22 protein-coding genes and 1 pseudogene are annotated in these 22,832 nt (G+C 69.0%); 7 read left to right on the top strand and 16 right to left on the bottom strand.

Features of this window, described 5'->3' with window-relative positions; translation table 11 throughout:
* Nucleotides 1-17: 17 nt before the first annotated feature.
* The 3 genes from JWQ05_RS02855 to oxlT form a co-directional block, all read right to left on the bottom strand.
* A complete protein-coding gene (locus JWQ05_RS02855) occupies nucleotides 18-1,028 on the bottom strand; it encodes a 2-dehydropantoate 2-reductase (protein WP_299654151.1) in 1,011 nt (336 codons plus the stop codon).
* Nucleotides 1,029-1,095: 67 nt separating this feature from the next.
* Nucleotides 1,096-1,860, bottom strand: a complete 765-nt coding sequence (locus JWQ05_RS02850) for a fumarylacetoacetate hydrolase family protein (protein ID WP_299654148.1) — start codon at nucleotides 1,858-1,860, stop codon at nucleotides 1,096-1,098.
* Between the two features lie 5 nt (nucleotides 1,861-1,865).
* Nucleotides 1,866-3,179, bottom strand: coding sequence for an oxalate/formate MFS antiporter (oxlT, locus tag JWQ05_RS02845; RefSeq protein WP_299654145.1), 1,314 nt, complete (start codon nucleotides 3,177-3,179; stop codon nucleotides 1,866-1,868).
* A gap of 355 nt (nucleotides 3,180-3,534) precedes the next feature.
* Here oxlT and JWQ05_RS02840 point away from each other — a divergent pair, with 355 nt between their 5' ends.
* The 5 genes from JWQ05_RS02840 (at nucleotide 3,535) to JWQ05_RS02820 (ending at nucleotide 6,748) form a co-directional block, all read left to right on the top strand.
* Entirely contained in the window at nucleotides 3,535-3,747 is a 213-nt protein-coding gene (locus JWQ05_RS02840; protein WP_055946396.1) for a CsbD family protein, read from the top strand.
* Between the two features lie 196 nt (nucleotides 3,748-3,943).
* The gene (locus tag JWQ05_RS02835) at nucleotides 3,944-4,327 is read left to right on the top strand and encodes a CsbD family protein (protein ID WP_299654130.1); all 384 of its coding nucleotides are present in this window, start codon (nucleotides 3,944-3,946) and stop codon (nucleotides 4,325-4,327) included.
* A 169-nt stretch (nucleotides 4,328-4,496) separates the two neighbouring features.
* On the top strand, nucleotides 4,497-5,279 hold the full coding sequence (locus JWQ05_RS02830) for a creatininase family protein (RefSeq protein ID WP_299654126.1): 783 nt from the start codon (nucleotides 4,497-4,499) through the stop codon (nucleotides 5,277-5,279).
* A 208-nt stretch (nucleotides 5,280-5,487) separates the two neighbouring features.
* Entirely contained in the window at nucleotides 5,488-6,102 is a 615-nt protein-coding gene (locus JWQ05_RS02825) for a sigma-70 family RNA polymerase sigma factor (protein ID WP_299654123.1), read from the top strand.
* Nucleotides 6,095-6,748 (top strand): NrsF family protein, encoded by a 654-nt coding sequence (locus JWQ05_RS02820; RefSeq protein ID WP_299654120.1) that lies wholly within the window; start codon nucleotides 6,095-6,097, stop codon nucleotides 6,746-6,748. The genes JWQ05_RS02825 and JWQ05_RS02820 overlap by 8 nt, the downstream gene beginning before the upstream one ends.
* On the opposite strand, the pseudogene JWQ05_RS02815 reads toward JWQ05_RS02820, so the two are convergent.
* Nucleotides 6,749-7,295, bottom strand: a pseudogene (locus tag JWQ05_RS02815) (isochorismatase family cysteine hydrolase).
* Between the two features lie 310 nt (nucleotides 7,296-7,605).
* Here JWQ05_RS02815 and JWQ05_RS02810 point away from each other — a divergent pair.
* On the top strand, nucleotides 7,606-8,460 hold the full coding sequence (locus JWQ05_RS02810; protein WP_299654117.1) for a manganese catalase family protein: 855 nt from the start codon (nucleotides 7,606-7,608) through the stop codon (nucleotides 8,458-8,460).
* 37 nt (nucleotides 8,461-8,497) lie between these two features.
* Here JWQ05_RS02810 and JWQ05_RS02805 read toward each other — a convergent pair whose 3' ends face one another.
* The 4 genes from JWQ05_RS02805 to JWQ05_RS02790 all read right to left on the bottom strand — a co-directional run bounded on the left by JWQ05_RS02805 (nucleotide 8,498) and on the right by JWQ05_RS02790 (nucleotide 11,689).
* Entirely contained in the window at nucleotides 8,498-9,373 is an 876-nt protein-coding gene (locus JWQ05_RS02805; protein WP_299654114.1) for an alpha/beta hydrolase, read from the bottom strand.
* Between the two features lie 103 nt (nucleotides 9,374-9,476).
* Entirely contained in the window at nucleotides 9,477-10,319 is an 843-nt protein-coding gene (gene dapD, locus JWQ05_RS02800) for a 2,3,4,5-tetrahydropyridine-2,6-dicarboxylate N-succinyltransferase (protein ID WP_299654111.1), read from the bottom strand.
* Between the two features lie 158 nt (nucleotides 10,320-10,477).
* Nucleotides 10,478-10,936: a Crp/Fnr family transcriptional regulator gene (locus JWQ05_RS02795; RefSeq protein WP_299654108.1), complete on the bottom strand. Its 459-nt coding sequence runs from the start codon at nucleotides 10,934-10,936 to the stop codon at nucleotides 10,478-10,480.
* Nucleotides 10,937-11,002: 66 nt separating this feature from the next.
* Entirely contained in the window at nucleotides 11,003-11,689 is a 687-nt protein-coding gene (locus JWQ05_RS02790) for a response regulator transcription factor (RefSeq protein WP_299654105.1), read from the bottom strand.
* A 294-nt stretch (nucleotides 11,690-11,983) separates the two neighbouring features.
* Here JWQ05_RS02790 and JWQ05_RS02785 point away from each other — a divergent pair, with 294 nt between their 5' ends.
* Entirely contained in the window at nucleotides 11,984-12,520 is a 537-nt protein-coding gene (locus JWQ05_RS02785) for a L,D-transpeptidase family protein (RefSeq protein ID WP_299654102.1), read from the top strand.
* A 42-nt stretch (nucleotides 12,521-12,562) separates the two neighbouring features.
* Here JWQ05_RS02785 and JWQ05_RS02780 read toward each other — a convergent pair whose 3' ends face one another.
* The 8 genes from JWQ05_RS02780 to JWQ05_RS02745 form a co-directional block, all read right to left on the bottom strand.
* Nucleotides 12,563-13,036: a hypothetical protein gene (locus tag JWQ05_RS02780; protein ID WP_299654100.1), complete on the bottom strand. Its 474-nt coding sequence runs from the start codon at nucleotides 13,034-13,036 to the stop codon at nucleotides 12,563-12,565.
* 171 nt (nucleotides 13,037-13,207) lie between these two features.
* A complete protein-coding gene (lpdA, locus tag JWQ05_RS02775) occupies nucleotides 13,208-15,052 on the bottom strand; it encodes a dihydrolipoyl dehydrogenase (protein ID WP_299654097.1) in 1,845 nt (614 codons plus the stop codon).
* Nucleotides 15,053-15,097: 45 nt separating this feature from the next.
* On the bottom strand, nucleotides 15,098-16,507 hold the full coding sequence (gene aceF, locus JWQ05_RS02770; RefSeq protein WP_299654271.1) for a dihydrolipoyllysine-residue acetyltransferase: 1,410 nt from the start codon (nucleotides 16,505-16,507) through the stop codon (nucleotides 15,098-15,100).
* A gap of 22 nt (nucleotides 16,508-16,529) precedes the next feature.
* Entirely contained in the window at nucleotides 16,530-19,193 is a 2,664-nt protein-coding gene (gene aceE / locus JWQ05_RS02765; protein WP_299654094.1) for a pyruvate dehydrogenase (acetyl-transferring), homodimeric type, read from the bottom strand.
* 332 nt (nucleotides 19,194-19,525) lie between these two features.
* Complete coding sequence (locus tag JWQ05_RS02760) at nucleotides 19,526-20,023, bottom strand: lipocalin-like domain-containing protein (protein ID WP_299654091.1); 498 nt, start codon at nucleotides 20,021-20,023, stop codon at nucleotides 19,526-19,528.
* A 265-nt stretch (nucleotides 20,024-20,288) separates the two neighbouring features.
* Entirely contained in the window at nucleotides 20,289-21,017 is a 729-nt protein-coding gene (locus JWQ05_RS02755; protein WP_299654268.1) for an amino acid ABC transporter ATP-binding protein, read from the bottom strand.
* Between the two features lie 75 nt (nucleotides 21,018-21,092).
* Nucleotides 21,093-21,785 (bottom strand): ABC transporter permease subunit, encoded by a 693-nt coding sequence (locus tag JWQ05_RS02750; protein WP_299654088.1) that lies wholly within the window; start codon nucleotides 21,783-21,785, stop codon nucleotides 21,093-21,095.
* 41 nt (nucleotides 21,786-21,826) lie between these two features.
* Nucleotides 21,827-22,549, bottom strand: coding sequence for an amino acid ABC transporter permease (locus JWQ05_RS02745; protein WP_299654085.1), 723 nt, complete (start codon nucleotides 22,547-22,549; stop codon nucleotides 21,827-21,829).
* Nucleotides 22,550-22,832 lie beyond the last annotated feature (283 nt).

Raw genomic sequence — 22,832 nt, 5'->3', positions numbered from 1 at the left:
TCCTCGAATGTTGGGGCTCAGGCCGGCGTGATGGAGAGGCGCCCCTGCGCCCGCTCCAGGCTCTGGGAGAGGAGGCGCATCAGGGCGTAGACGGTGCCGATATGCGGGGTCGGGGTGTCGGTGAGGCGCCCGAGCTCGATGATCGAGCCGACCAGGGCCTCGAGTTCGATGGGCCGCCCGGCCTCCACGTCCTGCAGCATCGAGGTCTTGTGCGCGCCGACCTTCTCGGCGCCCGCGATGCGCCGCTCGATGCCGAGCTTGAAGGTGACGCCGAGGCGGTTCGCGATGTCTTGCGCCTCCCGCATCATGTCGGCGGCGAGCGTCCGGGTCTCGGGGAACTGGCAGATGTCCACCAGTGTCGCGTGGCTGAGCGCCGAGATCGGGTTGAAGCTGAGGTTGCCCCAGAGCTTGAGCCAGATCTCCGCCCGGATGTCGCTGGTCACCGGCGCGCGGAAGCCCGCCTTGATCAGGGTCTGGGCCAGGGCCTGGACGCGCGGGGACATCGAACCGTCGAGTTCGCCGAGACCGAAGCGATGGCCTTCCACCACCTGGACGATTCCGGGCTCGGTGAGGACGGCGGCCGGGTAGACCACCGAGCCGATGACGTGCTTCGGGTCGAGGTGCTTGGCGATGAGCCCGCCCGGATCGGCGGTCTCGAGATGCGTGCCGGTGAGATCACCGCCGTGGCCACCGGAAAAGTACCACCACGGAATGCCGTTCTGCATCGTCACCACGATGGTCTCGGGGCCGACGAGGTGGTGGAGGTCGGCCGCGATCGGCCCGACCTGGTGCGCCTTCACGGTGAGGAGCACGATGTCGTGCGGCCCCGCCTCGGCCATCGACTTGGTGGCCTTGAGGTTGGTCACGTGGATCTCGGAGCCGTTCTCCTCGATCAGGCGCATGCCGTTCCGCTGGATGGCGTCGAGGTTGGCGCCGCGGGCGATGAAGGTGACGTCCTCGCCCGCATGGGCGAGGCGCACGCCGAGAAATCCTCCGATGGCGCCGGCGCCGACGATCGCGATGCTCATACTGGTGTCCTTGCTGGTGTCCCTGAAGCGGTTCGGGTCGCGTCCGGTTCGTTGACGGGCGGAGGGCTCACGAAAATCCGTTCGACAAGACGCCGATGCCGGCGATTTCCACCTCGACCGTCGCCCCCTTGGGGATCGGGCCCGCCCCCACGGAGGTTCCGCAGGCGATGAGGTCGCCGGGCTCCAACGTCATGCCCCGGGAGAGCAGGGCCACGAGTTCGGCGGGCTTCAGCATCATGTCGGCGAGCGGATAGCGCTGGCGCTCGCGCCCGTTGACGCGCACGGCCACGTCCAGTGCCTCGGGATCGATGTCGGTGGCGATCACCGGACCGAAGGGCCCGAAACCGTCGAAGCCCTTGGACCGGGTCCAGTGGACGAAGCTCGGATCGGCCTTGAGCGCCTCGAGAGCCGTGACGTCGTTGACGCAGGTGTAGCCGAAGATGTGCGCGCCCGCCGCCTCGGGGGTGAGGTCGCGGCCGCGCTTTCCGATCACGATCCCGAGTTCCCCCTCGAACAGGAGCCGACCGACGCCCTCGGGCGCCGTGACGGTCTGCCCGCTCGGCAGATAGCAGCTCGCGGGCTTCACGAAGTACAGGGGCGTCTCGGGCCGGGTCAGGCCCTGCTTCTCCGCCGCCGCATGGAAGTTGTTCCACAGGGCGATGTACTTCGAGGGCCGGCACGGCAGGTCGAGGGTGACCTCTGAGAGGGGCAACGTCTCGCCCGTGGGCACCGGATCGGCGAAGAGGTCGCCCGCGTGGACGGCGATGGTCTCTCCGTCGAGGCGGCCGAAGCCGTCCCGGCCGTCGTGGATGTAGCGAAGCCAGCGGGCCATGTCGGTCAGCTCCGGGCGATGAACCGGGCGCGCATCGGCTTCAGAACGAAGAGCGCGAGGAAGCCCGCCAGGAAGGCCATCCCGGAGGCGGCGTAGAACACCGTCTGCCAGGTGCCGGTCTTGGCCTGGATGGTGAGGAGGATCGGCAGCAGCAGGGCGGCCGTGCCCTTGGCGGTGTAGAGGAGGCCCGCGTTGGCGGCCGCGTTCTTGTCACCGTAGGTGTCGCTGCAGGTGGCGGGGAACAGCGAGTAGATCTCGCCCCAGGCGAAGAACACGAGGCCCGTGAGCAGCACGAAGGCCATCGGGATGTGGGCGAACATGCCGAGCGCCAGGATGCCGGCCCCCTCGATCATGAAGGCGATGACCATGGTGTTCTCGCGGCCGATCTTGTCCGAGACCCAGCCGAAGAAGGGCCGCGTCACGCCGTTGAGCACCCGGTCGATGGTCAGCGCGAAGGTCAGCGCCGGCAGGGTGATGCCCATGAGCGAAACGTCCACGCCCGCGACCTTGAAGTCCTTGGCGATGGGGGCGAGGGAGGCCGCCGCCATCAGGCCGCCGGCCGCCATCATCACGAACATGAGGTAGAGCAGCCAGAAGACGGGCGTGCGCACCATCTCGGCGGTGGAATACTGGCGGCGCGTGACGATGTTCACGAGGGCCGTGCGACCCGCCAGCATGCGGTCCTTGAAGGCGGCGCTCGGCGAGACGAGGAGCAGGGCGGCCAGCATGACGATCAGGCCCTGGCCGAGGCCGAAGACGAGGAAGGTGTGCTGGTAGCCGGAATCCCGGATCATGTTGGCGATCGGGATCACGGTCAGGGCCGAGCCGGCGCCGAAGCCGGCGGCGGTGAGGCCGGCCGCGAAGCCGCGCCGGTCGGGGAACCACTTCAGGGCGTTGCCGACGCAGGTGCCGTAGACCGCGCCCGCGCCGATGCCGCTGATCGCGGCGGCCACGTAGAGCGCCGTCAGGCTGTCGGCGTAGGAGTTCAGGACCCAGCCCAGCGCGCAGAGGGCGCCGCCGAAGATCGTGACCAGGCGCGGGCCGTACCGGTCCACGAACCAGCCCTCGATCGGCACGAGCCAGGTTTCCATCACCACGAAGATCGTGAACGCCCACTGGATCGCGGTGCGCTCCCAGCCGAACTTCTGCTGGATTGGATCGACGAACAGCGTCCAGCCATATTGCAGGTTGGCGATCATCGACATGCAGAGGACGCCGAGAAAGAGCTGTCCCCAGCGACCGAGCGGGGGCGAATCCACCCCGGCGGACGCGAGCGCCGTCGTCCCGGGGGCGGCAGGCGCAGCGATGCGCGCAGTCATGGGCGTCTTCCTCGGCTCAAGTCTTGTTTATGGCCTCCGGTTCTATCGGCAATTATTTTGAATTCAAGCCGCAGGGACTCGCCTAAGCCTTGGCGATAGCTGCAAAATTTTTGGGTTGTCGGTCTAAAAAATTTGAAATGCTGGTCTTCGACCTGACGTCGCTGACGCTCTTCTTGCAGCGCAGCAAAGCTCGGCCTGCAATACGCCGCCTCGGATGGGACATGCGCTTCGGTCCGGTGGCCGCAATGTCGGAAATGGAACAATCGGCCGGCTGCACCGTTCAGCTTGGCCGACGACGCCCGGTTGCATTCCGCGACCGGACCTTGGGCGGGATACCAGCTTCACGGAGAGTTTGATGAGCAGCACGACGGACAAGATCAAGGGTCTGGCCAACGAGGCTGTCGGCAACATCAAGCAGGGCATCGGTTCGGCCACCGGCAACGAGAAGCTGCAGGCCGAGGGCAAGGCCCAGGAGCTGAAGGGCGAAGCCCAGAAGACCGTCGGCGACGCCAAGGACGGCATCAAGGGCGCGGCCCAGAGCGCGGCCGACGCCGTCAAGAAGATCTGATCGCAAGAAGATCTGATCGCAAGAAGATCTGACCGTTCGACCGATGCGCCCGCGATCTCACGGATCGCGCGGCGCGGATCATGACGCGACGGCGGGTCCGACCCGCCGCCAGAACCGAGCGTCCCGAGACGGCGCGGATCCAGGGCAATGGAACCGGATTCCACGACGCGGGCGCGCAACCCAAGGAATGACGACAATGAACAGGGACCAGATCGAGGGCGGGCTTCGCAACATCAAGGGCCGTGGGCAATCCGCCCTCGGTGCCGTGACCGGACGGGTGCGACCGCAGGCGGAGGGTGCCTTCGAGCAGGCCGCCGGCGCCGTGCAATATGCCTACGGCCGGGCGCGCGATGCCGCCGACGACCTGCAGCGCGACGGCGAGCACCTCGTGGACGAGGCGCGCCACCGGGGCCGTGCCTTCGCGGGAGACCTGCAGGAGCGGGGCCGGGCCTACCAGGACGAGGCCGTGCGGCGGGGGCGCGCCGTCGCCAACCGGGCCGACGAGAACAAGGGAACCACCCTGTTGCTGGTGGCCGTGGCTGCCTTCGGCGCCGGCTGGCTGCTGCGCCGCGCGGGCTGAGCGACGTTCCCTCGTTTCCAACGGATGGCCGGGGCGTCGATGCGCTCCAGCCATTCGCGTTTCGAGGCCCCCTCCCGCCGGCCGGTTTCTCTGGGGCCATGTGGATCGGGGACGGTTTCCGTGGCACCCAGGGTGACGCTGGCGGGGCGACCGCCGCAGGAGCGCCGGGATGCCGATCCACCACTGGGCCGAGTTGACGACGGATGCGTTCCGGACCCGCGACATGCGGCGCGCCATCGCGGTGCTGCCCGTCGCGGCCATCGAGCAGCACGGGCCGCACCTGCCGCTCGCCACCGACACCCTCATCGCCGAGGGCTACCTCGCCCGCCTCGCCGCACTCCCCGCCGACGACCTCGACGTCCTGCTCCTGCCCGTCCAAGCGGTCGGCAAGTCCGACGAGCACGACGGTTTCCCCGGCACCCTGACGCTCTCCACCGCGACCGCTCTGGCGGCCTGGACCGGCCTCGGCGACGCCGTCCATCGGGCGGGCTGCGGGAAGCTCGTCCTCGTCACGTCGCATGGCGGCAACAGCGGTCTCATCGACCTCGTCGCGGGCGATTTGCGCGGGCGCCACGCCATGGTGGCGGTGACCACCGCCTGGAGCCGCTTCGGCTATCCCGATGGCCTGTTTCCGGAGGACGAGATCCGGCACGGCATCCATGGCGGCGGTATCGAGACCGCCCTGATGCTGGCCCTGCGTCCCGACCTCGTCCGGCTCGGGCAAATCGCGGATTTCACCCCCCGCACGGCGGCGATGACCCGGACCTTCACGCATCTGCGGGCCGGCCGGCCCGCCGCCTTCGCCTGGAAGGCGGAAGACCTCAACCCAGCGGGGGCCATCGGCGATGCCCGCCTCGGCACGGCGGAGGCCGGCGCCATCGCCCTCGATCACGGCGCCCGCGCATTCCTCGAACTCCTGCGCGACGTCGACCGCTTCAGCCTCGCCGGATGAGACGGGGCTTTCCGAAGGGCCCGCACGCACGCACCGTAACCCTGGCGGCCGACCGGACGAATGCTCCTGGAACGAGGGGTCCGCCCCCTCGCACCAGGGAGCCCGCACGGTGGCCTTTGTGCTCTCGGCCGGACACGGCCCCATCGCGCCGCGCTCGGGGAGCGAGCCCGGGTGGCGCGGCGCGATCCGCCCCTCGACGGAGGGTCGGATGACCCTCGACCGGTCGCTCTCGGACGCCATGGCGGCGGCGCAGGCGGGCGACGCGCAAGCCTATCGCCGCCTGCTGCGCGCCTGCCTGCCGGTGGTGGCCGGGATGGCGCGGGCACAGGGCGTGCGGCCCGAGGCGGTGGACGACGTGGTGCAGGACGTGCTGCTGACGATCCACCGGGCGCGGGCGACCTACGATCCGGCGCGGCCCTTCCTGCCCTGGCTGCGCGCCATCACCCAGCGTCGGGCCATCGACGGGATGCGCCGGGCCGGCCGGCGTCCCCGCGAGGTTCACGACCCCATCGCCTACGAGGCCCGGGCCGACGACGGGCCGGCGCCCGGCCAGGGCCTCGAGGCCCGCGACCGGGCACGCATCCTCGCGCGGGCCGTGGCGGCCCTGCCCGAGGGGCAGCGCCAGGCGGTGGAGCATCTGGCCCTGCGCGAGCGGAGCCTCGACGAGACCGCGCACCTCACGGGGCGCAGCAAGGGCGCCCTCAAGGTGAACCTGCACCGGGCGTTGAAGGCCCTGCGCCGGACGCTCGGATCGGAACCCGAAGCAGGGGGCGGTTCGGAGGCCGGGCCCGGTCGGCGCGACGGAGGAACACGCGATGTCTGACGGTGCCCACACCTCCCCGCACGACCGGCTGGTCGAGAGCCTTTCGGGCGGCCTGCGGCCGGTTCGACGCCTGCGCGCGCCTTCCCTCCGGGCGCTCGCTTGGTGCGCGGCGGCCATGGGCCTCGGTCTCGCGCTGCTGCCGTTCGCCGACCTCGACGCCCTGCGCATCCGCATGGCGATCCCCGACCTGCGCTACGCCGCCCTCGGCGCCGTGCTCACCGCCCTCACGGCGGCGCTCGCCGCCTTCCAGACCAGCGTACCCGGGCGCTCGCCGAGCTGGGCGCTGCTGCCCCTGGGGCCGGCCGCCCTCTGGATCGGGGCGAGCGGCATGGGCTGCCTGCGCGACTGGGTGGCGCCGGGCACCGAACGGGCCGAAGCCGGCGGATGCCTCGTGTTCCTGCTCGCGGTCTCGATGCCCCTCTCCCTTGGGCTCGTGCTGATGCTGCGACGGGCCTGTCCGTTGCGCCCCAACCTCACGGCGGCGCTCGCGGGCCTCTCGGCGGCGGCCGCCGCCGCCGCGCTTCTGGTGCCGTTCCACCCGCATGACGCCACGGCGAGCGATCTCCTCCTGCACCTCGTCGTGGTGGGTCTCGTCATCGTGGCCAACGGCCTCGCCGGCGGCCGCCTGCTGGCGCGGTCCGCCTGATCAGGTCCAGGCGAGGAGCACCTCCTCGGCGGTCACCGTGTGGCCCTCCTGGCCGTAGCGGCGGCGATACATGGTCAGCAGCGCGTCGTGGGCCGCGTCGCAGGAACTGCACAGGGCGTCGGTGACGAGAAAGACCCGGTAGCCGAGATCGACGGCGCCGAGCACGGTCGCCAGCACGCAGACCTCGGTCTCGCCCCCCCGTCACCACCAGGGTGTCGATCCCGCGCGCCCGCAGACGTTCATCGAGGTCGGTGCCGAGCCACGGCGAATAGACCGCCTTGTCGAAGGTCTCGGCCGGCGGCACGAAGCGCGCGAGTTCGGGCACGGGATCGAGCAGACCCGGTTCCAGCCGGTCGAGCGTCATCGAGGCCCAGCGCCGGGAATAGCCGCTCCACGTGCCCCGCCCCTCGCCGGGATGCTGCGCCGGGATGAAGCGGGTGAGGATCGTCCGGGCGGGGTGCGCCGCCACGAGGCGCTCCACCCGCGGCAGCACCCGCGCCAGCCAGGGCGTGTGCCAGTCCGTCTCCTCCCGGAACAGGCGCTGCATGTCGACACACAGGTGCAGGCAGGTTTCACCCAGCGCCCCGGGATACGCACGCCACTCACCCACACCTCGCCTCCCCGAACGCGTCCGCCGGGGCTCCGGCGGTGTCGGTCAACCCGGATCGTGCGGTTGAGTTCTGCGAGGCTAGAGGTCGGGCCTCGGCGATAAATTGCCACCTTCGAGAAAATGAACAACAGGTGAATTTCTCCGTTCCCCTGATATTCGGAGGCAACACCGTCCGATCCAAGGCCATTCGCACCAACGTCTCCATGACGTGTGGGCTCTTTTCGTTCGAGCATAGCGAGATTAACGCATGTTATACTATGATAAGCGCCTCCAATATCCGGTCAAGGTCGACAGCCCGGACCCGATCTTCGCGCGCATGCTGCAGCAGGCGATCGGCGGCATCGAGGGCGAGATCCGCGTCTGCATGCAGTACTTCTTCCAGGGCTGGGGCGCGCGCGGGCCGACGACGAAGTACCGCGACATGCTGCTGAACACCGCCACCGAAGAGGTCGGTCATATCGAGATGCTGGCCACCGCCGTGGCGCTGAACCTCGAGAACGCCCCGACGAAGCTGCAGGAGGAAGGGGCCGCCGACGGCGTCGTCGGGGCCGTCATGGGCGGCGGAAACCCGCGCCACGCCATCGAGGGCATGCTGCACCGGCACGTGCTCTCCACCGGCATGGCCGCCCTGCCCGTCAATTGCGACGGGGTGCCCTTCGACATGAGCCACGTCTATGCCAGCGGGAATCTCGCGGCGGACATGTACTGCAACGTCGCGGCCGAGGCGACGGGCCGGGTGCTGGCGGTGCGCCTGTTCAACGCCGCGCACGACGCCGGCATGAAGGACATGCTGCACTTCCTCATCGCGCGCGACACCATGCACCAGCAGCAATGGCTGGCGGTTGTGGAGGAACTCGGCGGCAACGAGGGCAACCTGCCGATCCCCAACAGCTTCCCGCAGAGCGCGGAGCACGAGAAGTTCAACTACAACTTCTTCGCCACCACCCGCGACGGCTCCGCCCCGCCGGCCGGGCGCTGGACCAGCGGCCCCTCCCTCGACGGCAAGGGCACCTTCACCGTCGTCCAGAACGAGCCGATGGGCGAGGAGCCGAATCTCGGGCCGGCCCGGCCCGACAGCGGCGCCCAGACCCAGCAGATGTAGTGCCGGAAGCGCGCGCCGGCACCGGGCCGGTGCGCGTTCAGACGGCGCGGATCGCGTCCGCGACCTCGCCCGGATATTCCTCGTGGGGGCTGAGCGCCCCCGGCACCGCGGCCCGGGCGACCCGGCCCGTGGCGATGAGCGCGTCGATCTCGGCGCCCGAGCGGCGCGGGGCCCGCTCCGGCCTCAGGACCAGGATCGGCGGCAGGCCGGGCGCCTCGAACAGGTCGAGGAAGTCCTTGCGGGTCTCGTAGGGGTCGAGGCCGCCGGTGACGAAGGCGGCGGTGCCGAAGCGCCCGCCGTTCTGGCGCGTGATCGCGTGCTTGTCCGCGACCACTCCCGGCGTGACGTGGTCCGGATCGGCGTAGACATGGGCGCGCATCATCCGCCGGATGACGGGCCGGCTGATGTTGATGCGGTAGAGGGCGTCTCCCAGCAGCGGAAGTTCGACGGCGCGGCGCAGGCCCGCGAACAGGCCCTTGCGCTCCGGCCCCATGGCGGTGGGCAACGGGCCCCGCCAGGTCGGGGCGACGAGGACGAGGCGCTCGAACACGCCCGGGTGGCGACGCGCGGCGGCGACGAGATAGCCCGCCGCATGGCCCGCCCCGACGCCGAGCGCATAGGGTCCGGGGACGGCCTCCAGCAGCGCGTCGAGGAAGGCGTGCATCGTCTCGGGGTTCATGGGCACGCGGGCACGGACATGGTCGCCGAAGCCCGGCCAGTCCGGAATGAGGCAGCGGTAGCCGTGCCCGAGATCCTTGGCGAGGCCGCGCATCTCCATCCGCGCCGAGATCGACGACAGGGCCGGCAGCAGCAGCGCGTCGGGGCCGTTGCCGATCACGTCGTAGGGGGTGGGAACGCGGCGCCCGGCGAAGGTCAGCGCGACACTTCGGGCGGAATGGGCCGGCTCGGTCATCGTTCGCCTCTTCCTCGCATCCTGGACGATCCCATCGCCATCAGATGGGGCGGCCCGCCGCGTGCGGGCACGCGACCGACGGACGCCCCGTCCGATGTCGGGATCAGGTGCGCAGGAGCTCGTTGATGGCGGTCTTCGAGCGGGTGCCGGCATCGACGCGCTTGACGATCACGGCACAGTACAGGCCGGGGCCGGGGCTGCCGTCCGGCAGGTCCTTGCCCGGCGTCGTGCCGGAGACCACCACCGAGTAGGGCGGCACGCGGCCATACATGACCTCGCCGGTGGCGCGGTCGATGATCTTGGTCGAGGCGCCGATGTAGACGCCCATGGAGAGCACGCTGCCCTCGCCGACGATCACGCCCTCGGCCACCTCGGCGCGGGCGCCGATGAAGCAATTGTCCTCGATGATGACCGGGTTGGCCTGGAGCGGCTCGAGCACGCCCGCGATGCCGGCTCCGCCGGAGATGTGGCAGTTCTTCCCCACCTGCGCGCAGGAGCCGATGGTGACCCAGGTGTCCACCATGGTGCCCTCGCCCACGCGGGCGCCGAGATTGATGAAGGACGGCATCAGCACCGCGCCGGGCGCGATGTAGGAGCCGCGGCGCACGAAGCAGCCGGGAACGGCCCGGAAGCCGGCCTCGCGAAAATGCTTCTTCTTCCAGCCTTCGAACTTCGAGGGCACCTTGTCCCACCAGGTCGCGCCGTCGGGGCCGCCATGGATGATCTCCATGTCGTTGAGGCGGAAGGACAGGAGCACCGCCTTCTTGAGCCACTGGTTGACCTGCCACTCCTCGCCGACCTTCTCGGCGACGCGGGCCTTGCCGGAATCGAGCAGGTCGAGGGCTTCCTCGACGGCCTCGCGCACGGCGCCCTTGGTGCCGGTGTCGATGCCGGCGCGCTCCTCCCAGGCGGACTCGATGGTGGTGGCGAGGTCGGCGTGGGACATGGATGCGGCGCTTTCCGGAACGGGCGGTGACGGGCCCCGTGCTTACAAAAGCCCGTCCGGCCTGTCACCTTCGGGTCCGGCGGGAAAACGGGGTCGCGTTTTCGCGCCCGCGCCCACTCCGATGGCGAAGATCGGGGGCAAGTTTCAGGGGGCAGGTGTCACGGGGCAACCGCGTCGAAGCGGGCGCTCAGGCCGACGAGGTCCCCCGCGAAGGCGGCCAGATCGTCGGTGAGTTCGTCGTGGATCGCCCGCGCGGCGTCGGGAAACTCCTCCAGCACCCGGCGCATCAGCGTCGGGGTGATGCGAACCACCTCGGATGGGCTCGCCGCGTCGGCGTCGCAGGGCCGCTCTCCACGCTGGAACAGGGCGAGGCGGCCGATCAGGCTCGACCGCCCGACCGTGACGGGGACGGCATGGCTCCCGCGCGGGGTGAGCGTGAGAGCCCCCGACATCACGATGAAACCGCCATCGGCGCGCTCTCCCTGCGCGAACAGGCGCTCGCCCGCCGTCAGGGTTCGACGCTCGGCCGCAAAGGAAAGCAGGCGCAGGGCGTCCCGGCCCATGAACCCGAACAGGGGGGCGGCGCTCAGGATCGCGATGTCGTCGTCGAGCCCCACGTGCCGCCCCGTCCCCTCGTGATCGTGGGGGAGAGCTTAGCCGAGACCCGAGGTCCGCGATACGCGCTACGGCAGCAGCTTGTAGCCGCCGCCCTCGGTCACAAGGATCGCCGCAAGCGCAGGGTTCGGCTCGATCTTCTGGCGCAGGCGGTAGATGTGGGTCTCGAGGGTATGGGTGGTGACCTGCGCGTTGTAGCCCCAGACCTCGGCCAGCAGCGTGTCGCGGCCCACCACCTCGCGCCCGGCCCGGTAGAGGAAGCGCAGGATCGCGGTTTCCTTCTCGGTGAGCTTCAGCTTGGAGCCGCGCTCCCCCACCAGCAGCTTGGCGCCGGGGCGGAAGGTATAGGGACCGATCTGGAAGACCGCGTCCTCGCTCGCCTCGTGGCTGCGCAGGTGGGCGCGGATGCGTGCCAGCAGTACCGCGAACTTGAAGGGCTTGGTGACGTAGTCGTTGGCGCCCGCCTCCAGGCCCTCGACGGTGTCGTCCTCGGAATCCTGCGCCGTCAGCATGATGACGGGGCCGCGATACCCGTTGCGGCGCATGGCGCGCACCGCCTCGCGCCCGTCCATATCGGGCAAGCCCACATCCATCACCGCCAGATCGATGCGGTCCTCCGTGACGCGATCGACCGCGCTCTGCCCGTCGACGGCACTGAGCAGCGTGAATTCCTCGTGGAGATCGAGTTGTTCGATCAACGTCTCACGCAAGGAGGCATCGTCGTCACAGATCAGCAAGCGATGGGTATTCGGCATCGACCGAAGAACTTTCAGGCAGTTTCGAGGGCACGCCGGCGGTTCGGATTCCGCAGGCGGTGGGTGAAAGAAAACACGGACGCTTCGAGCGCGGATCCAGGGCACGTCGATGACATGGCCACGCTGTTCGACCTCCGAGATTTCAACCCGCGGACACATATGCAGCTATTTCGGCTGCGCACAATACGGTTGTGCGCAGCCAAACAACATCACAACGTCGGCGGGTGCCCGGAAGTTTCAACGCGCCTGTCGCGAAGGTGGCGCTGGTTTCGCCCGCAGGCAATAAGGCGTTTCATGAAGCGAACCACCGTCTCCTACCTGCGCGTGCGCGCCCTCGTCGCCGACCGGACCCGGGGACAGGTCCTGGCGGGCGCTGCGGTGATCCCATGCGCCCTCGGGCGCTCCGGGATCGCACAGACCAAGCGCGAGGGCGACGGCGCCTCGCCGCGCGGCGCGTTCCGCCTGCGCGGCGGGGTCTACCGGCCGGACCATTTCGGGGGACGCCCCCGGAGCCCCCTCCCCTTGCGCCCGAGCGCGCCCGGGGACGGCTGGTGCGACGATACCCGGGACCGGCGCTACAACCGGCCGATCCGCCTGCCGGCGCCAGGCGTCGGGCACGAGCGAATGTGGCGGGAGGACGGGCTCTACGACCTCGTGGTCGACCTCGACTACAATCGGGGACCCATCCGGCGCGGCCACGGCTCGGCGATCTTCCTGCACGTGGCTCGGCCCGGCTACCTGCCGACGGAAGGCTGCGTCGCCCTGAAGCGATCCGATCTGGTGCGCCTGCTGCGCCGGGTCGGGCCGCGTACGCGCCTGCGGATCGGCTGAAGCGCTCGCGGGGCGCCGGATACCGGGCAGCCGCGACGTCGGTCAATCGACTCGGCCGGCTTCGGGATCCGCCTCCGGCGACGGCAGGGCGGGCCCAGGAACGTCGGACTGGGTCGCACCCCGCCCGGGAACGTCCGGCGGTCCGCTTCCTCTCGCCGTGCGCCGAGCCTCGTCCAGGAGGTCGAGGGCTTGAGCCCCTGCCCGCTCCCAATCGCGGATCGCCCATTCCGCCTGGCGGCGCAGGAAGTCCTGCTGGAGCTGCAGCATCGCCGGGATGCCGCGCGACGCCATCAGTCCCTGCATCAGGCCGAGATTGGCGGCGAGCTGCCGGTGGGTGTGGCGGGCCATCAGCCGGCCCGCCGCCCGCAGGTCCGCGTCGAGTTCGGTGCGAGCCGTGCCGCTCGCCGTCACGAGGCGGTCGAGGTAGCGTTCCAGGGCCTCGGCGACCGCATCACCGGCGGCCTCGGCGCGTTGCAGTGCCGAATCGCGCGGCGGGTCGGTCTCGTTGGATGCCATCTCACGCGTCTCCCGAAGCCGGAGCCCCGACAGGCTCCGGGAGGGCCGCACCGATCCGGCGCGACCCCGTCTTCCCGATGCGGCACCGCTCGTGCCGAGGGCGCGTCACAGGCAAGGGCGCGTCACATGGAAGGGCGCATCACAGGCAAGGGCGCGTCCCCTGCAGGGGTGCTAATGCTCAGCCTTCTTCAAACCGTCCTTCTTGGGCATGTAGAGGTCGGTGATGGTGCCCTCGAAGGCTTCGGCCGCCAGCCCGATCGTCTCCGACAGGGTCGGGTGAGGATGGATGGTCAGGCCGATATCCTCGGCATCCGCCCCCATCTCGATGGCGAGTGCGGCCTCCGCGATGAGGTCTCCCGCCGAAGGCCCGACGATGCCGCAGCCGAGGATGCGGTCGGTCTCGGGGTCGAACAGCACCTTGGTCAGGCCCTCCTCGCGCCCGAGCGCCAGGGAGCGGCCGGAGGCCGCCCAAGGGAACACGCCCTTGCCGAGCTTGAGGCCCTTGGCCTTCGCCTCGTTCTCCGTGATGCCGACCCAGGCCACCTCCGGGTCGGTATAGGCCACGGACGGGATGACCTTGGCGTCGAAGGCGCTGGCCTTGCCGGCGGCGACCTCGGCCGCGACCTTGCCCTCGTGCGTCGCCTTGTGGGCCAGCATCGGCTGGCCGACCACGTCGCCGATGGCGAAGATGTGGGGCACGTTGGTGCGCATCTGGCGGTCGACCGCGATGAAGCCGCGCTCGTCCACCGCCACCCCGGCGGCCTCCGCGCCGATGCGCTTGCCGTTGGGGCGCCGCCCCACCGAGACCAGCACCTTGTCGAAAGTGTCGGTGGCGGGCGCGGAGCCGCCCTCGAAGGAGACCTTCAGCCCCTCCGGCGTCGCCTCCACGGCCGTGACCTTGGCTTTGAGGTGGATCGCCTCGTACTGTTTCTGGATGCGCTTCATCAGCGGCGTGACCATGTCCTTGTCCGCGCCCGGGATGATCTGGTCCATCAGCTCGACGATGGTCACCTTGGAGCCGAGCGCGTGATAGACGGTGGCCATCTCGAGCCCGATGATGCCGCCGCCGATCACCAGGAGGCGGGCGGGCACGCCGTCGAGTTCGAGGGCGCCGGTCGAATCGATCACCCGCGGGTCCTCGTGCGGGATGAAGGGCATCTGCACGGGCTCGGAGCCGGCGGCGATGATGGCGTGGTCGAAGCCGATCACGCGGGTCTGGCCTTCGTGCTCCACCGCGACCTGATGGGGTGAGACGAAGCGGGCCTCACCCGTCACCACCGTGACCTTGCGCTGCTTGGCGAGCCCCGTGAGCCCGCCGGTGAGGCGCTTGACCACGCCGTCCTTCCACTCGCGCAGCTTGTCGATGTCGATCTCGGGCGCGGTGAAGGAGATGCCGTGCGCCGCCATGGCGTGGCTCTCGTCGATGACCTTGGCCGCGTGCAGCAGGGCTTTCGAGGGGATGCAGCCGACGTTGAGGCAGACGCCGCCGAGGTTCGGCCAGCGCTCCACGAGCACCACCGACTGGCCGAGATCGGCGGCTCGGAACGCGGCGGTGTAGCCGCCGGGACCGGCGCCGATGACGATCACCTGGGCCCGCGTCTCCTCGCCGGAGACCGGGGCCGCACCCTTCGGGGCCGGGGCAGACGCGGCGCCACCCGTGTCCTTGGCCGACGAGCCGTAGCCGGCCTGGCCCTCGCCGGGCGCGTGGGCGGCGGGCGCCGCCGCGCCGCCCGTGCTGGTCGTATCCGTCACGCTGGGCTTCGGCGCACCGGTCGCCACGGCCTCCGCCATCACCAGGATCAGGTCGCCCTGGTTGACCGCGTCGCCGGCCTTGATCTTCACCTCGGCCACCGTGCCGGCCACTGGGGACGGGATGTCCATGGTCGCCTTGTCGGATTCCAGCACGATGATCACGTCGTCGACCGAGATCACGTCGCCGGGGCTGACGCTGACCTCGATGACGGGCACGTTCTTGAAGTCGCCGATATCCGGCAGGTGGACGTCGTTGCTGCTCATCGCTTCACCTCACTCTGTTCGCGCGCTGCGGGGCCTTCATCGTCCTCAGACGACGAGGCGCCGGACGTCCTCGAGGACGTGGGCGAGGTGGCGGGCGAAGCGCGCGGCGAGCGCCCCATCGATGACGCGGTGATCGTAGGAGAGCGAGAGCGGCACGATCAGGCGCGGCTTGAACTCGGTGCCGTTCCAGACCGGCGCCATCTTCGAGCGGGCGACGCCGAGGATCGCCACCTCGGGGGCGTTGACCAGCGGCGTGAAGGCGGTGCCACCGATGCCGCCGAGGCTGGAGATCGAGAAGGTCGCGCCCTGCATGTCGGCGGCGCTAAGCTTGCCCTCGCGGGCTTTCGCCGAGATCGCGCCGAGATCGCGGCTGATCTCGATGATGCCCTTGCGGTCGGCATCCTTCACCACCGGGACTACGAGGCCGTCCGGCGTGTCCACCGCCACGCCGATATTGTAGTAGCGCTTGAGGATCAGCGCGTCCTTCTCGGGGGAGAGCGAGGCGTTGAACTCGGGATGCTTGCGTAAGCCAGAGACGGCGGCCTTGATGAGGAAGGCCAGCAGGGTGACGCGGTAGCCCTTGTCCTTGAGCTCCTTGCCCGCGTTGTCGAGTTCCTTGCGGTAGGCCTCCGTCTCGGTGATGTCGGACTCGTCCTGGTGGGTGACGAGCGGCACGTTGAGCCAGGACCGGTGCAGGTGCGCGCCGGAGATCTTCTTGATCCGCGACAGGGGCTGCGTCTCGATCGGGCCGAACTTCGAGAAGTCGACGGCCGGGATCTCGGGGATGCCCATGCCGCCGCCGGAGAACGCGGCGGTGCCGGAGGCGGCGGGCGCGGGCGTGGCCGAGCGGGTGAGGTGGCCCTTCACGTCCTCCTTGGTCACGCGGCCCTTCTCGCCGGTGCCCTTCACGGCGGTGAGGTCGAGGCCGAGTTCGCGGGCCAGGCGCCGCACGCCGGGGCTGGCATGGACTTGCGAGAAATCGGGCAGGTTGCCGGCCGGGGCAGCGGGAGTAGCGGGCGCGGCGCTCGGCGCCGGCTCCTGCTTGGCCAGCAGCGCGGCGCTGTCGGCGCCGGCGGGGGCGTCGGCGGCCTTCTCGGCCGCGGCCGTGTCGCCCTTGGCCCCCTCGCCCTTGAACACCAGGAGCGGCGAGCCCTCGCTGACCTTGTCGCCGATCTTGACCAGGATCGTCTCGACCACGCCGGCGCTCGGCGAGGGCACGTCCATGGTCGCCTTGTCGGATTCGAGCGACACCAGCGGGTCGTCGGGCCCGATCGTGTCGCCCTCCTTCACGTGGATCTCGATGATCGGGATGTCTTTGAAGTCGCCGATATCCGGAATCTGGATCTCGATGCCCACTGCGCATTCTCCCTGGGTGAAGCGGAGCCTCTCGCGGGCCCCCTCGTGCGGTCTGTTCGATGGAAGGGTCGGGAATTCGCGGGCGCCGGCCCCCGGGATCGGGCAGCCGGCGCGGAACGGATCAGACGGTCCAGGGTGCCGGCCGGTCCGTGTCGATGCCGTACTTGGCGATGGCGTCGGCCACCGTCTGGGCGGGGATCACCCCGTCCTCGGCGAGGCTGTGCAGGGCCGCCACCACGACCCAGTGCCGGTTGACCTCGAAGAAGTCGCGCAGGCGGGCCCGGTAATCCGAGCGGCCGAAGCCGTCTGTCCCCAGGACGCGATAGCGGCCCGGAACCCAGGTGCGGATCTGGTCGGCGAACAACCGCATGTAGTCGGTGGCCGCCACCACAGGGCCGGTGCGGCCGGCGAGACAGGTCTCGACGTGGGAGAGGCGCTTGCCCTCCAGCGGATGCAGCAGGTTCCAGCGCTCGGCCGCCATGGCGTCGCGGCGCAGCTCCGTGAAGCTGGGGCAGCTCCAGATGTCGGACGCGATCCCGAAATCCTGCTCCAGCAGGTCCGCGGCGGCGATGACCTCGCGCAGGATGGTACCGGAGCCCAGCAACTGCACGCGCTTGCCCTTCGCGGTCTCCTTGGCCCCTTCCCGGAAGAGGTACATGCCCTTGATGATGCCGGCCTCCGCGCCCTCGGGCATACCCGGGTGCTCGTAGTTCTCGTTCATCACGGTGATGTAGTAGAACACGTCCTCCTGCTCGGCATACATCCGGCGCAGGCCGTCCTGCACGATCACGGCCACTTCGTACGAGAAGGTCGGGTCGTAGGAGACGCAGTTGGGGATGGTGGACGAGATCAGGTGGCTGTGGCCGTCCTCGTGCTGCAGGCCCTCGCCGTTGAGCGTCGTGCGCCCGGCCGTGCCGCCGATCAGGAAGCCGCGGGCCCGCATGTCGCCCGCCGCCCAGGCCAGATCCCCGACCCGCTGGAAGCCGAACATCGAATAGTAGACGTAGAACGGGATCGTCGGCGCGTCGGAGTGCGAGTAGGAGGTCGCGGCCGCGATCCAGGACGACATCGCGCCCGGCTCGTTGATGCCCTCCTGGAGCATCTGACCGTTCTTGTCCTCCTTGTAGTACATGAGTTGGTTGGCATCCTCCGGCCGGTAGAGCTGGCCGACCTGGGAGAAGATGCCGAACTGGCGGAACATGCCCTCCATGCCGAAGGTGCGGCTCTCGTCGGGCACGATCGGGACGATGCGGTTGCCGATGTTCTTGTCGCGCAGCAGCGTGTTGAGGATGCGCACGAACGCCATGGTCGTGGAAATCTCGCGCCCCGCGGTCTCCTTGAGCTGGGCCGAGAAGGCCGAGAGCGGCGGGATCTCCAGGGATTGCGACTTGCGCCGCCGAGCCGGGAGCGGACCGCCGAGCGCTTCGCGCCGCGCCATCAGGTAGCGGTGCTCGGGACTGCCCTCGGGGAAGCGGATGAAGGGAATCTCCTTCAGCTGGTCGTCCGTGAGGTCGATCTGGAAGCGGTCCCGGAACTGCCTGAGGACCGCCTCGCCCATCTTCTTCTGCTGGTGGGTGATGTTCTGGGCCTCGCCCGACTCGCCCATGCCGTAGCCCTTGACGGTCTTGGCGAGGATGAGGGTCGGCTGGCCCTTGTGCTTGGAGGCGGCGCTGTAGGCGGCAAAGACCTTGCGCGGATCGTGACCGCCGCGGGTCAGGCGCCAGATCTCGTCGTCGCTCATGTCGGCGACAAGCGCCGCCGTCTCGGGATAGCGGCCGAAGAAATGCTCGCGGATGTAGGCGCCGTTCTTCGACTTGAAATCCTGGTACTCGCCGTCGACGCATTCCTCCATCAGACGCGCCAGCATGCCGGTGGTGTCGCGCTGGATCAGCGGGTCCCAGCCCGAGCCCCACAGCACCTTGATGACGTTCCAGCCGGCCCCCCGGAAATCGGCCTCGAGTTCCTGGACGATCTTGCCGTTGCCGCGCACCGGGCCGTCGAGGCGCTGCAGGTTGCAGTTGATGACGAAGACGAGGTTGTCGAGTTTTTCACGCGCGGCCAACGCGATGGCGCCGAGGCTCTCGGGCTCGTCCATCTCGCCGTCGCCCATGAAGGCCCAGACCTTGCGGCCGTCCGTCTGCGCGAGGTTGCGGTGGTGCAGGTAGCGCAGGAAGCGCGCCTGATAGATTGCCATCAGGGGGCCGAGCCCCATGGAGACCGTGGGGAACTGCCAGAAGTCCGGCATCAGCCAGGGATGCGGATAGGAGGACAGGCCCTTGCCGTCGACCTCCTGGCGGTAGCCGAGGAGCTGCTCCTCCGTGAGGCGCCCTTCGAGGAAGGCGCGGGCGTAGACGCCGGGCGAGGAATGGCCCTGCACGTAGATGAGGTCGCCGCCGTGCTCGGCGTTGTCCCCGCGCCAGAAATGCATGAAGCCGGTGTCGTAGAGAGTGGCCGCCGACTGGAAGCTCGCGATGTGGCCGCCTAGCTCGGAGGAATCCTTGTTCGCCCGCAGGATGATCGCGATGGCGTTCCAGCGGATGGCCGAGCGGATGCGGTGCTCGATCGCCCGGTCGCCCGGATGCGGGTCCTGCTTCTCGGGCAGGATGGTGTTCAGGTAGGCGGTGTTGGCCGAGTAGGGGACGGGCGCGCCCTTCTTGCGGGCCCCGTCGATGACCTGCTCGATGAGGTAATGCGCCCGCTCCGGCCCGTCGACGTCGAGAACGCCGTCCAGCGAATCAAGCCATTCCTGAGTCTCGACCGGGTCGAGGTCGCGGCTACGCTCCATGGGGCATCCTCCTTGGGATTTTATGCGGATCGCGAAACCCGCTTATTTGGCTGAAGCCCGCTGAGCAGCCTTCGTGCCAAACTCAACCAAGCAATTTTCGCCTTTTCTGGCAATGGCTTCGGTGGGCGCGCAAGTATTTGGTCTGCGAAATTTGTTACGGGTTTCGGTTTTTTTGTCTGGGTTTTCGGACTTGTCAGGATTGGTTTTGGGGCCAGGGCCGCGAACCATCGTGCACCCCGCGCAATGATGGCTCGTGGAATTGGCCAGGGTCGGCGCCTGTCACATGGCCGTAGGAGCCCTCGACCGAACGAGGGCCGAAGGTCGGACGTCCGCTAGTCCTTCGCGCGCTCGAAGGTGACGATGCTGCGCGTCTCGCCTTGGTCGGCCCAGTTCGGCATCACGCGCCAGGGGGTCAGGACGCGCAGGCGGCTGCCCTCGATCGTGAAGGAGCGGGTCTGCTCGGTACCGACCCATTTCGGGTCCCAGGCCGCGTCGAGCTTGGCGGTCCATTGGTCCCCCGTGAGGGTGACCGTTCCGGTGTAGGACACCAGGGTCTTCATCAGGGCCGCGCGCTCGGCATCGGTCTCGGCGGGTTTGCGCCCCTCGCCCGTGAGCAGGAAGAAGACCCGGTTCTCCGGGGTGAAGTAGGCGTAGCCGGTGGGGTGTTCGCCCATCACCGGCTGCTTCCTGCCGTCCGCGCGGACCTCGACCTCGTAGGAGACGAGCTTCCAGAGCCCCTTCAGGTCCGGGGCCGCCTCGGCGTGGGCCGCCGCCGGGAGCAGGTACGCCACCGTGAGCGCGGCGATCGACAGGGTCGTCAGCGTTCGCATCGCAAAATCCTCCCAGGAGGTGCGGGCCGCACCACGGGCTTCGGCGCCTGGGCGACTCGCGCCTGCGTCGAAACCCGATCCGGGAGGCCGCCCGCCGATTGTACCGGCCTGACGGGCATAGAGCGTTTTCGCGTCGCGTGGACCTGCTCCGAGGCGGCAAACGCGGCGCGCGAACGACAAAGAGCCGATTCCGTCTCCACGGAACCGGCTCTCACCAGGGAGCGAGAACGCCCTCGTCGCGGATGGCTTCAGTGCACCAGGATCTTCAGTGCACCAGGATCTTCGACAGGAAGTTCTGGGCGCGCTCGGAGCGGGCGTTGCCGAAGAAGTCGTCCTTCGTCGCGTCCTCGACGATCTCGCCCTTGTCCATGAAGACGACGCGGTTGGCGACCTTGCGGGCAAAGCCCATCTCGTGGGTCACGCACATCATGGTCATGCCCTCGCGGGCGAGCTGCACCATGACGTCGAGGACCTCGCCGACCATCTCGGGGTCGAGGGCCGAGGTCGGCTCGTCGAACAACATCACCACCGGGTTCATGGCGAGCGCCCGGGCGATGGCGACGCGCTGCTGCTGTCCGCCGGAGAGCTGGCCCGGGAACTTCTTGGCATGCGCCGAGAGGCCGACCCGGTCGAGGAGCGACAGCCCGGTCTTGAGGGCCGTGTCGGGGTCGCGCTTGAGCACCTTGGTCTGGGCCAGGGTCAGGTTGTCTGTAATCGAGAGGTGCGGGAACAGCTCGAAATGCTGGAACACCATGCCGACCCGGGCGCGGAGCTTGGGCAGGTTGGTCTTCCTGTCATGGACCGGCGTGCCGTCGACCACGATCTCGCCCTTCTGGAACGGCTCCAGCGCGTTCACGCACTTGATCAGGGTGGACTTGCCCGATCCGGAGGGACCGCAGACCACCACCACCTCGCCCTTGTTCACGGCGGTGGTGCAGTCGGTGAGAACCTGGAAGTCGCCGTACGATTTGCTGACGGACTTCATCGTGATCATGGGGCCCGTGGTCACGGGGGCCTGCGCGGTGTTCAGCGGCGTGGTCATGGGGGAGATCCTCGGGTTCGGGATGCGTCAGCGAATGATGGCGATCTTCTTCTGCAGCTGGCGCACGGCCATCGAGGCGATGAAGCAGACCGCGAAGTAGACGACGGCCGCGAACAGGTACATTTCGACGAGGCGGCCATCGCGCTGGGCGATCTTCGAGGCGGCCCCCAGGAAGTCGGTGACGGAGAGCACGTAGACCAGCGAGGTATCCTGGAACAGCACGATGGTCTGGGTGAGCAGGATCGGCGTCATGTTGCGGAAGACCTGGGGCAGGATCACGCTGCGCATCGAGGCGAAGTAGGTCAGGCCGAGGGCCGAGGCGGCGGCCGCCTGTCCCTTGGGGATCGACTGGATGCCCGCGCGCATGATCTCGGAGAAGTAGGCCGCCTCGAACAGCGTGAAGGTCACGAGCGAGGAGGTGAAGGCCCCCACCGTCATCGGCCGGTCGGCTCCGGTCATCCATTGCCCGAGATAGGGCACGAGGAAGTAGAACCAGAAGATCACCAGAACGAGCGGCAGCGACCGCATCAGGTTGACGTAGCCCTTGGCCACCAGGGGAACCACCGGGATGCTCGAAAGCCGCATCATGGCGATGAGGGTGCCGAGGACGATGCCGCCGATGGCGGCGAGCGCGGTCAGGGTCAGGGTGAAGCGCATGCCGTCGAGGAACAGGTACGGCAGCGCGGAGGTGATGACGGAAAAGTCGAAATTCGAGAGCATCGGGAGCTATCCTTGAAGACGGAGACGCGAAGGACAGCCCCTCAGCGATGGCCCGGTATGGCGACGCGACGCTCGATCCAGCCGGAAGTGAAGATCACCACGACGTTGATGAGGACGTAGAGGATGGTGGCGGCGGTGAAAGCCTCGAACACCTGAAAGGAGAATTCCTGCATGGCGCGGGCCCGCGCCGTGAGTTCGAGCAGGCCGATGGTCAGCGCCACGGAGGTGTTCTTGAGATTGTTCAGGAATTCCGAGGTCAGGGGGGGCAGGATCATCCGGTAGGCGTTGGGCAGGAGCACGTAGCGGTAGGTCTGGTTGACCGTGAGGCCCATGGCGGTGCCGGCCATCTTCTGCCCGCGGGGCAGGGCCTGGATGCCGGCGCGCACCTGCTCGGCGACGCGGGAGGCGGTGAAGAAACCCAGACACACCACCGCCGTGTAGAACGGCGCGTTGGGCATCTGCTTGATCCAGCCGCCCCAGGATTCGGGCAGCACCTCCGGCAGCACGAAGTACCAGAGGAACATCTGCACCAGGAGCGGGATGTTGCGGAACAGCTCGACATAGGCCGTGCCGACGGCGTTCGCGGTCTTGGACGGCAGCGTGCGCATGACGCCGATGACCGAGCCGAGGAGGAAGGCGATCACCCAGGCGCAGAGCGCCGTCACCACCGTCCAGACCAGACCCGAGAGCAGCATGCCCGCATAGGTGCCGGCGCCTTCCGGCGAGGGTTCGAGGAAGATGCCCCAGTTCCAGTTGTAGTTCATCGCGTCCTCGTTCCCCGTGGTCGGGCGTGCGGGCGGGCGCCCGTGGAATGTGGCGGTGCTGTGTCGGACAGTGCCGAGACCTTGGCCGGAAGGTCCAGGGCTTCAAAGGCCGCGCTACCATCGCGCACTGACATTTCCCAAGGTTTGCCGCTTTTCCGGGCAGATCCGGGTATGGCGCGCACAAGGGCGCGCTCCGCCGGAAGCGGGCGCGCCTTGGGTCCTTCTTGAGTCCTGCATCGATTCGGGAGTGCGCGCGGGCGGAGCATCGGTGCCCGCCCCTAGC

The organism is Methylobacterium sp. (assembly GCF_028290105.1).
Lineage (GTDB): Bacteria > Pseudomonadota > Alphaproteobacteria > Rhizobiales > Beijerinckiaceae > Methylobacterium.
This window is presented reverse-complemented; position numbering and strand designations above follow the sequence as displayed.

Excerpts from the sequence above, each read along its gene's own strand:
- JWQ05_RS02855 (WP_299654151.1), bottom strand. The coding sequence starts at position 1,028 with ATGAGCATCGCGATCGTCGGCGCCGGCGCCATCGGAGGATTTCTCGGC.
- JWQ05_RS02850 (WP_299654148.1), bottom strand. The coding sequence starts at position 1,860 with ATGGCCCGCTGGCTTCGCTACATCCACGACGGCCGGGACGGCTTCGGC.
- oxlT (WP_299654145.1), bottom strand. The coding sequence starts at position 3,179 with ATGACTGCGCGCATCGCTGCGCCTGCCGCCCCCGGGACGACGGCGCTC.
- JWQ05_RS02840 (WP_055946396.1), top strand. The coding sequence starts at position 3,535 with ATGAGCAGCACGACGGACAAGATCAAGGGTCTGGCCAACGAGGCTGTC.
- JWQ05_RS02835 (WP_299654130.1), top strand. The coding sequence starts at position 3,944 with ATGAACAGGGACCAGATCGAGGGCGGGCTTCGCAACATCAAGGGCCGT.
- JWQ05_RS02830 (WP_299654126.1), top strand. The coding sequence starts at position 4,497 with ATGCCGATCCACCACTGGGCCGAGTTGACGACGGATGCGTTCCGGACC.
- JWQ05_RS02825 (WP_299654123.1), top strand. The coding sequence starts at position 5,488 with ATGACCCTCGACCGGTCGCTCTCGGACGCCATGGCGGCGGCGCAGGCG.
- JWQ05_RS02820 (WP_299654120.1), top strand. The coding sequence starts at position 6,095 with ATGTCTGACGGTGCCCACACCTCCCCGCACGACCGGCTGGTCGAGAGC.
- JWQ05_RS02810 (WP_299654117.1), top strand. The coding sequence starts at position 7,606 with ATGTTATACTATGATAAGCGCCTCCAATATCCGGTCAAGGTCGACAGC.
- JWQ05_RS02805 (WP_299654114.1), bottom strand. The coding sequence starts at position 9,373 with ATGACCGAGCCGGCCCATTCCGCCCGAAGTGTCGCGCTGACCTTCGCC.
- dapD (WP_299654111.1), bottom strand. The coding sequence starts at position 10,319 with ATGTCCCACGCCGACCTCGCCACCACCATCGAGTCCGCCTGGGAGGAG.
- JWQ05_RS02790 (WP_299654105.1), bottom strand. The coding sequence starts at position 11,689 with ATGCCGAATACCCATCGCTTGCTGATCTGTGACGACGATGCCTCCTTG.
- JWQ05_RS02785 (WP_299654102.1), top strand. The coding sequence starts at position 11,984 with ATGAAGCGAACCACCGTCTCCTACCTGCGCGTGCGCGCCCTCGTCGCC.
- JWQ05_RS02780 (WP_299654100.1), bottom strand. The coding sequence starts at position 13,036 with ATGGCATCCAACGAGACCGACCCGCCGCGCGATTCGGCACTGCAACGC.
- lpdA (WP_299654097.1), bottom strand. The coding sequence starts at position 15,052 with ATGAGCAGCAACGACGTCCACCTGCCGGATATCGGCGACTTCAAGAAC.
- aceE (WP_299654094.1), bottom strand. The coding sequence starts at position 19,193 with ATGGAGCGTAGCCGCGACCTCGACCCGGTCGAGACTCAGGAATGGCTT.
- JWQ05_RS02760 (WP_299654091.1), bottom strand. The coding sequence starts at position 20,023 with ATGCGAACGCTGACGACCCTGTCGATCGCCGCGCTCACGGTGGCGTAC.
- JWQ05_RS02755 (WP_299654268.1), bottom strand. The coding sequence starts at position 21,017 with ATGATCACGATGAAGTCCGTCAGCAAATCGTACGGCGACTTCCAGGTT.
- JWQ05_RS02750 (WP_299654088.1), bottom strand. The coding sequence starts at position 21,785 with ATGCTCTCGAATTTCGACTTTTCCGTCATCACCTCCGCGCTGCCGTAC.
- JWQ05_RS02745 (WP_299654085.1), bottom strand. The coding sequence starts at position 22,549 with ATGAACTACAACTGGAACTGGGGCATCTTCCTCGAACCCTCGCCGGAA.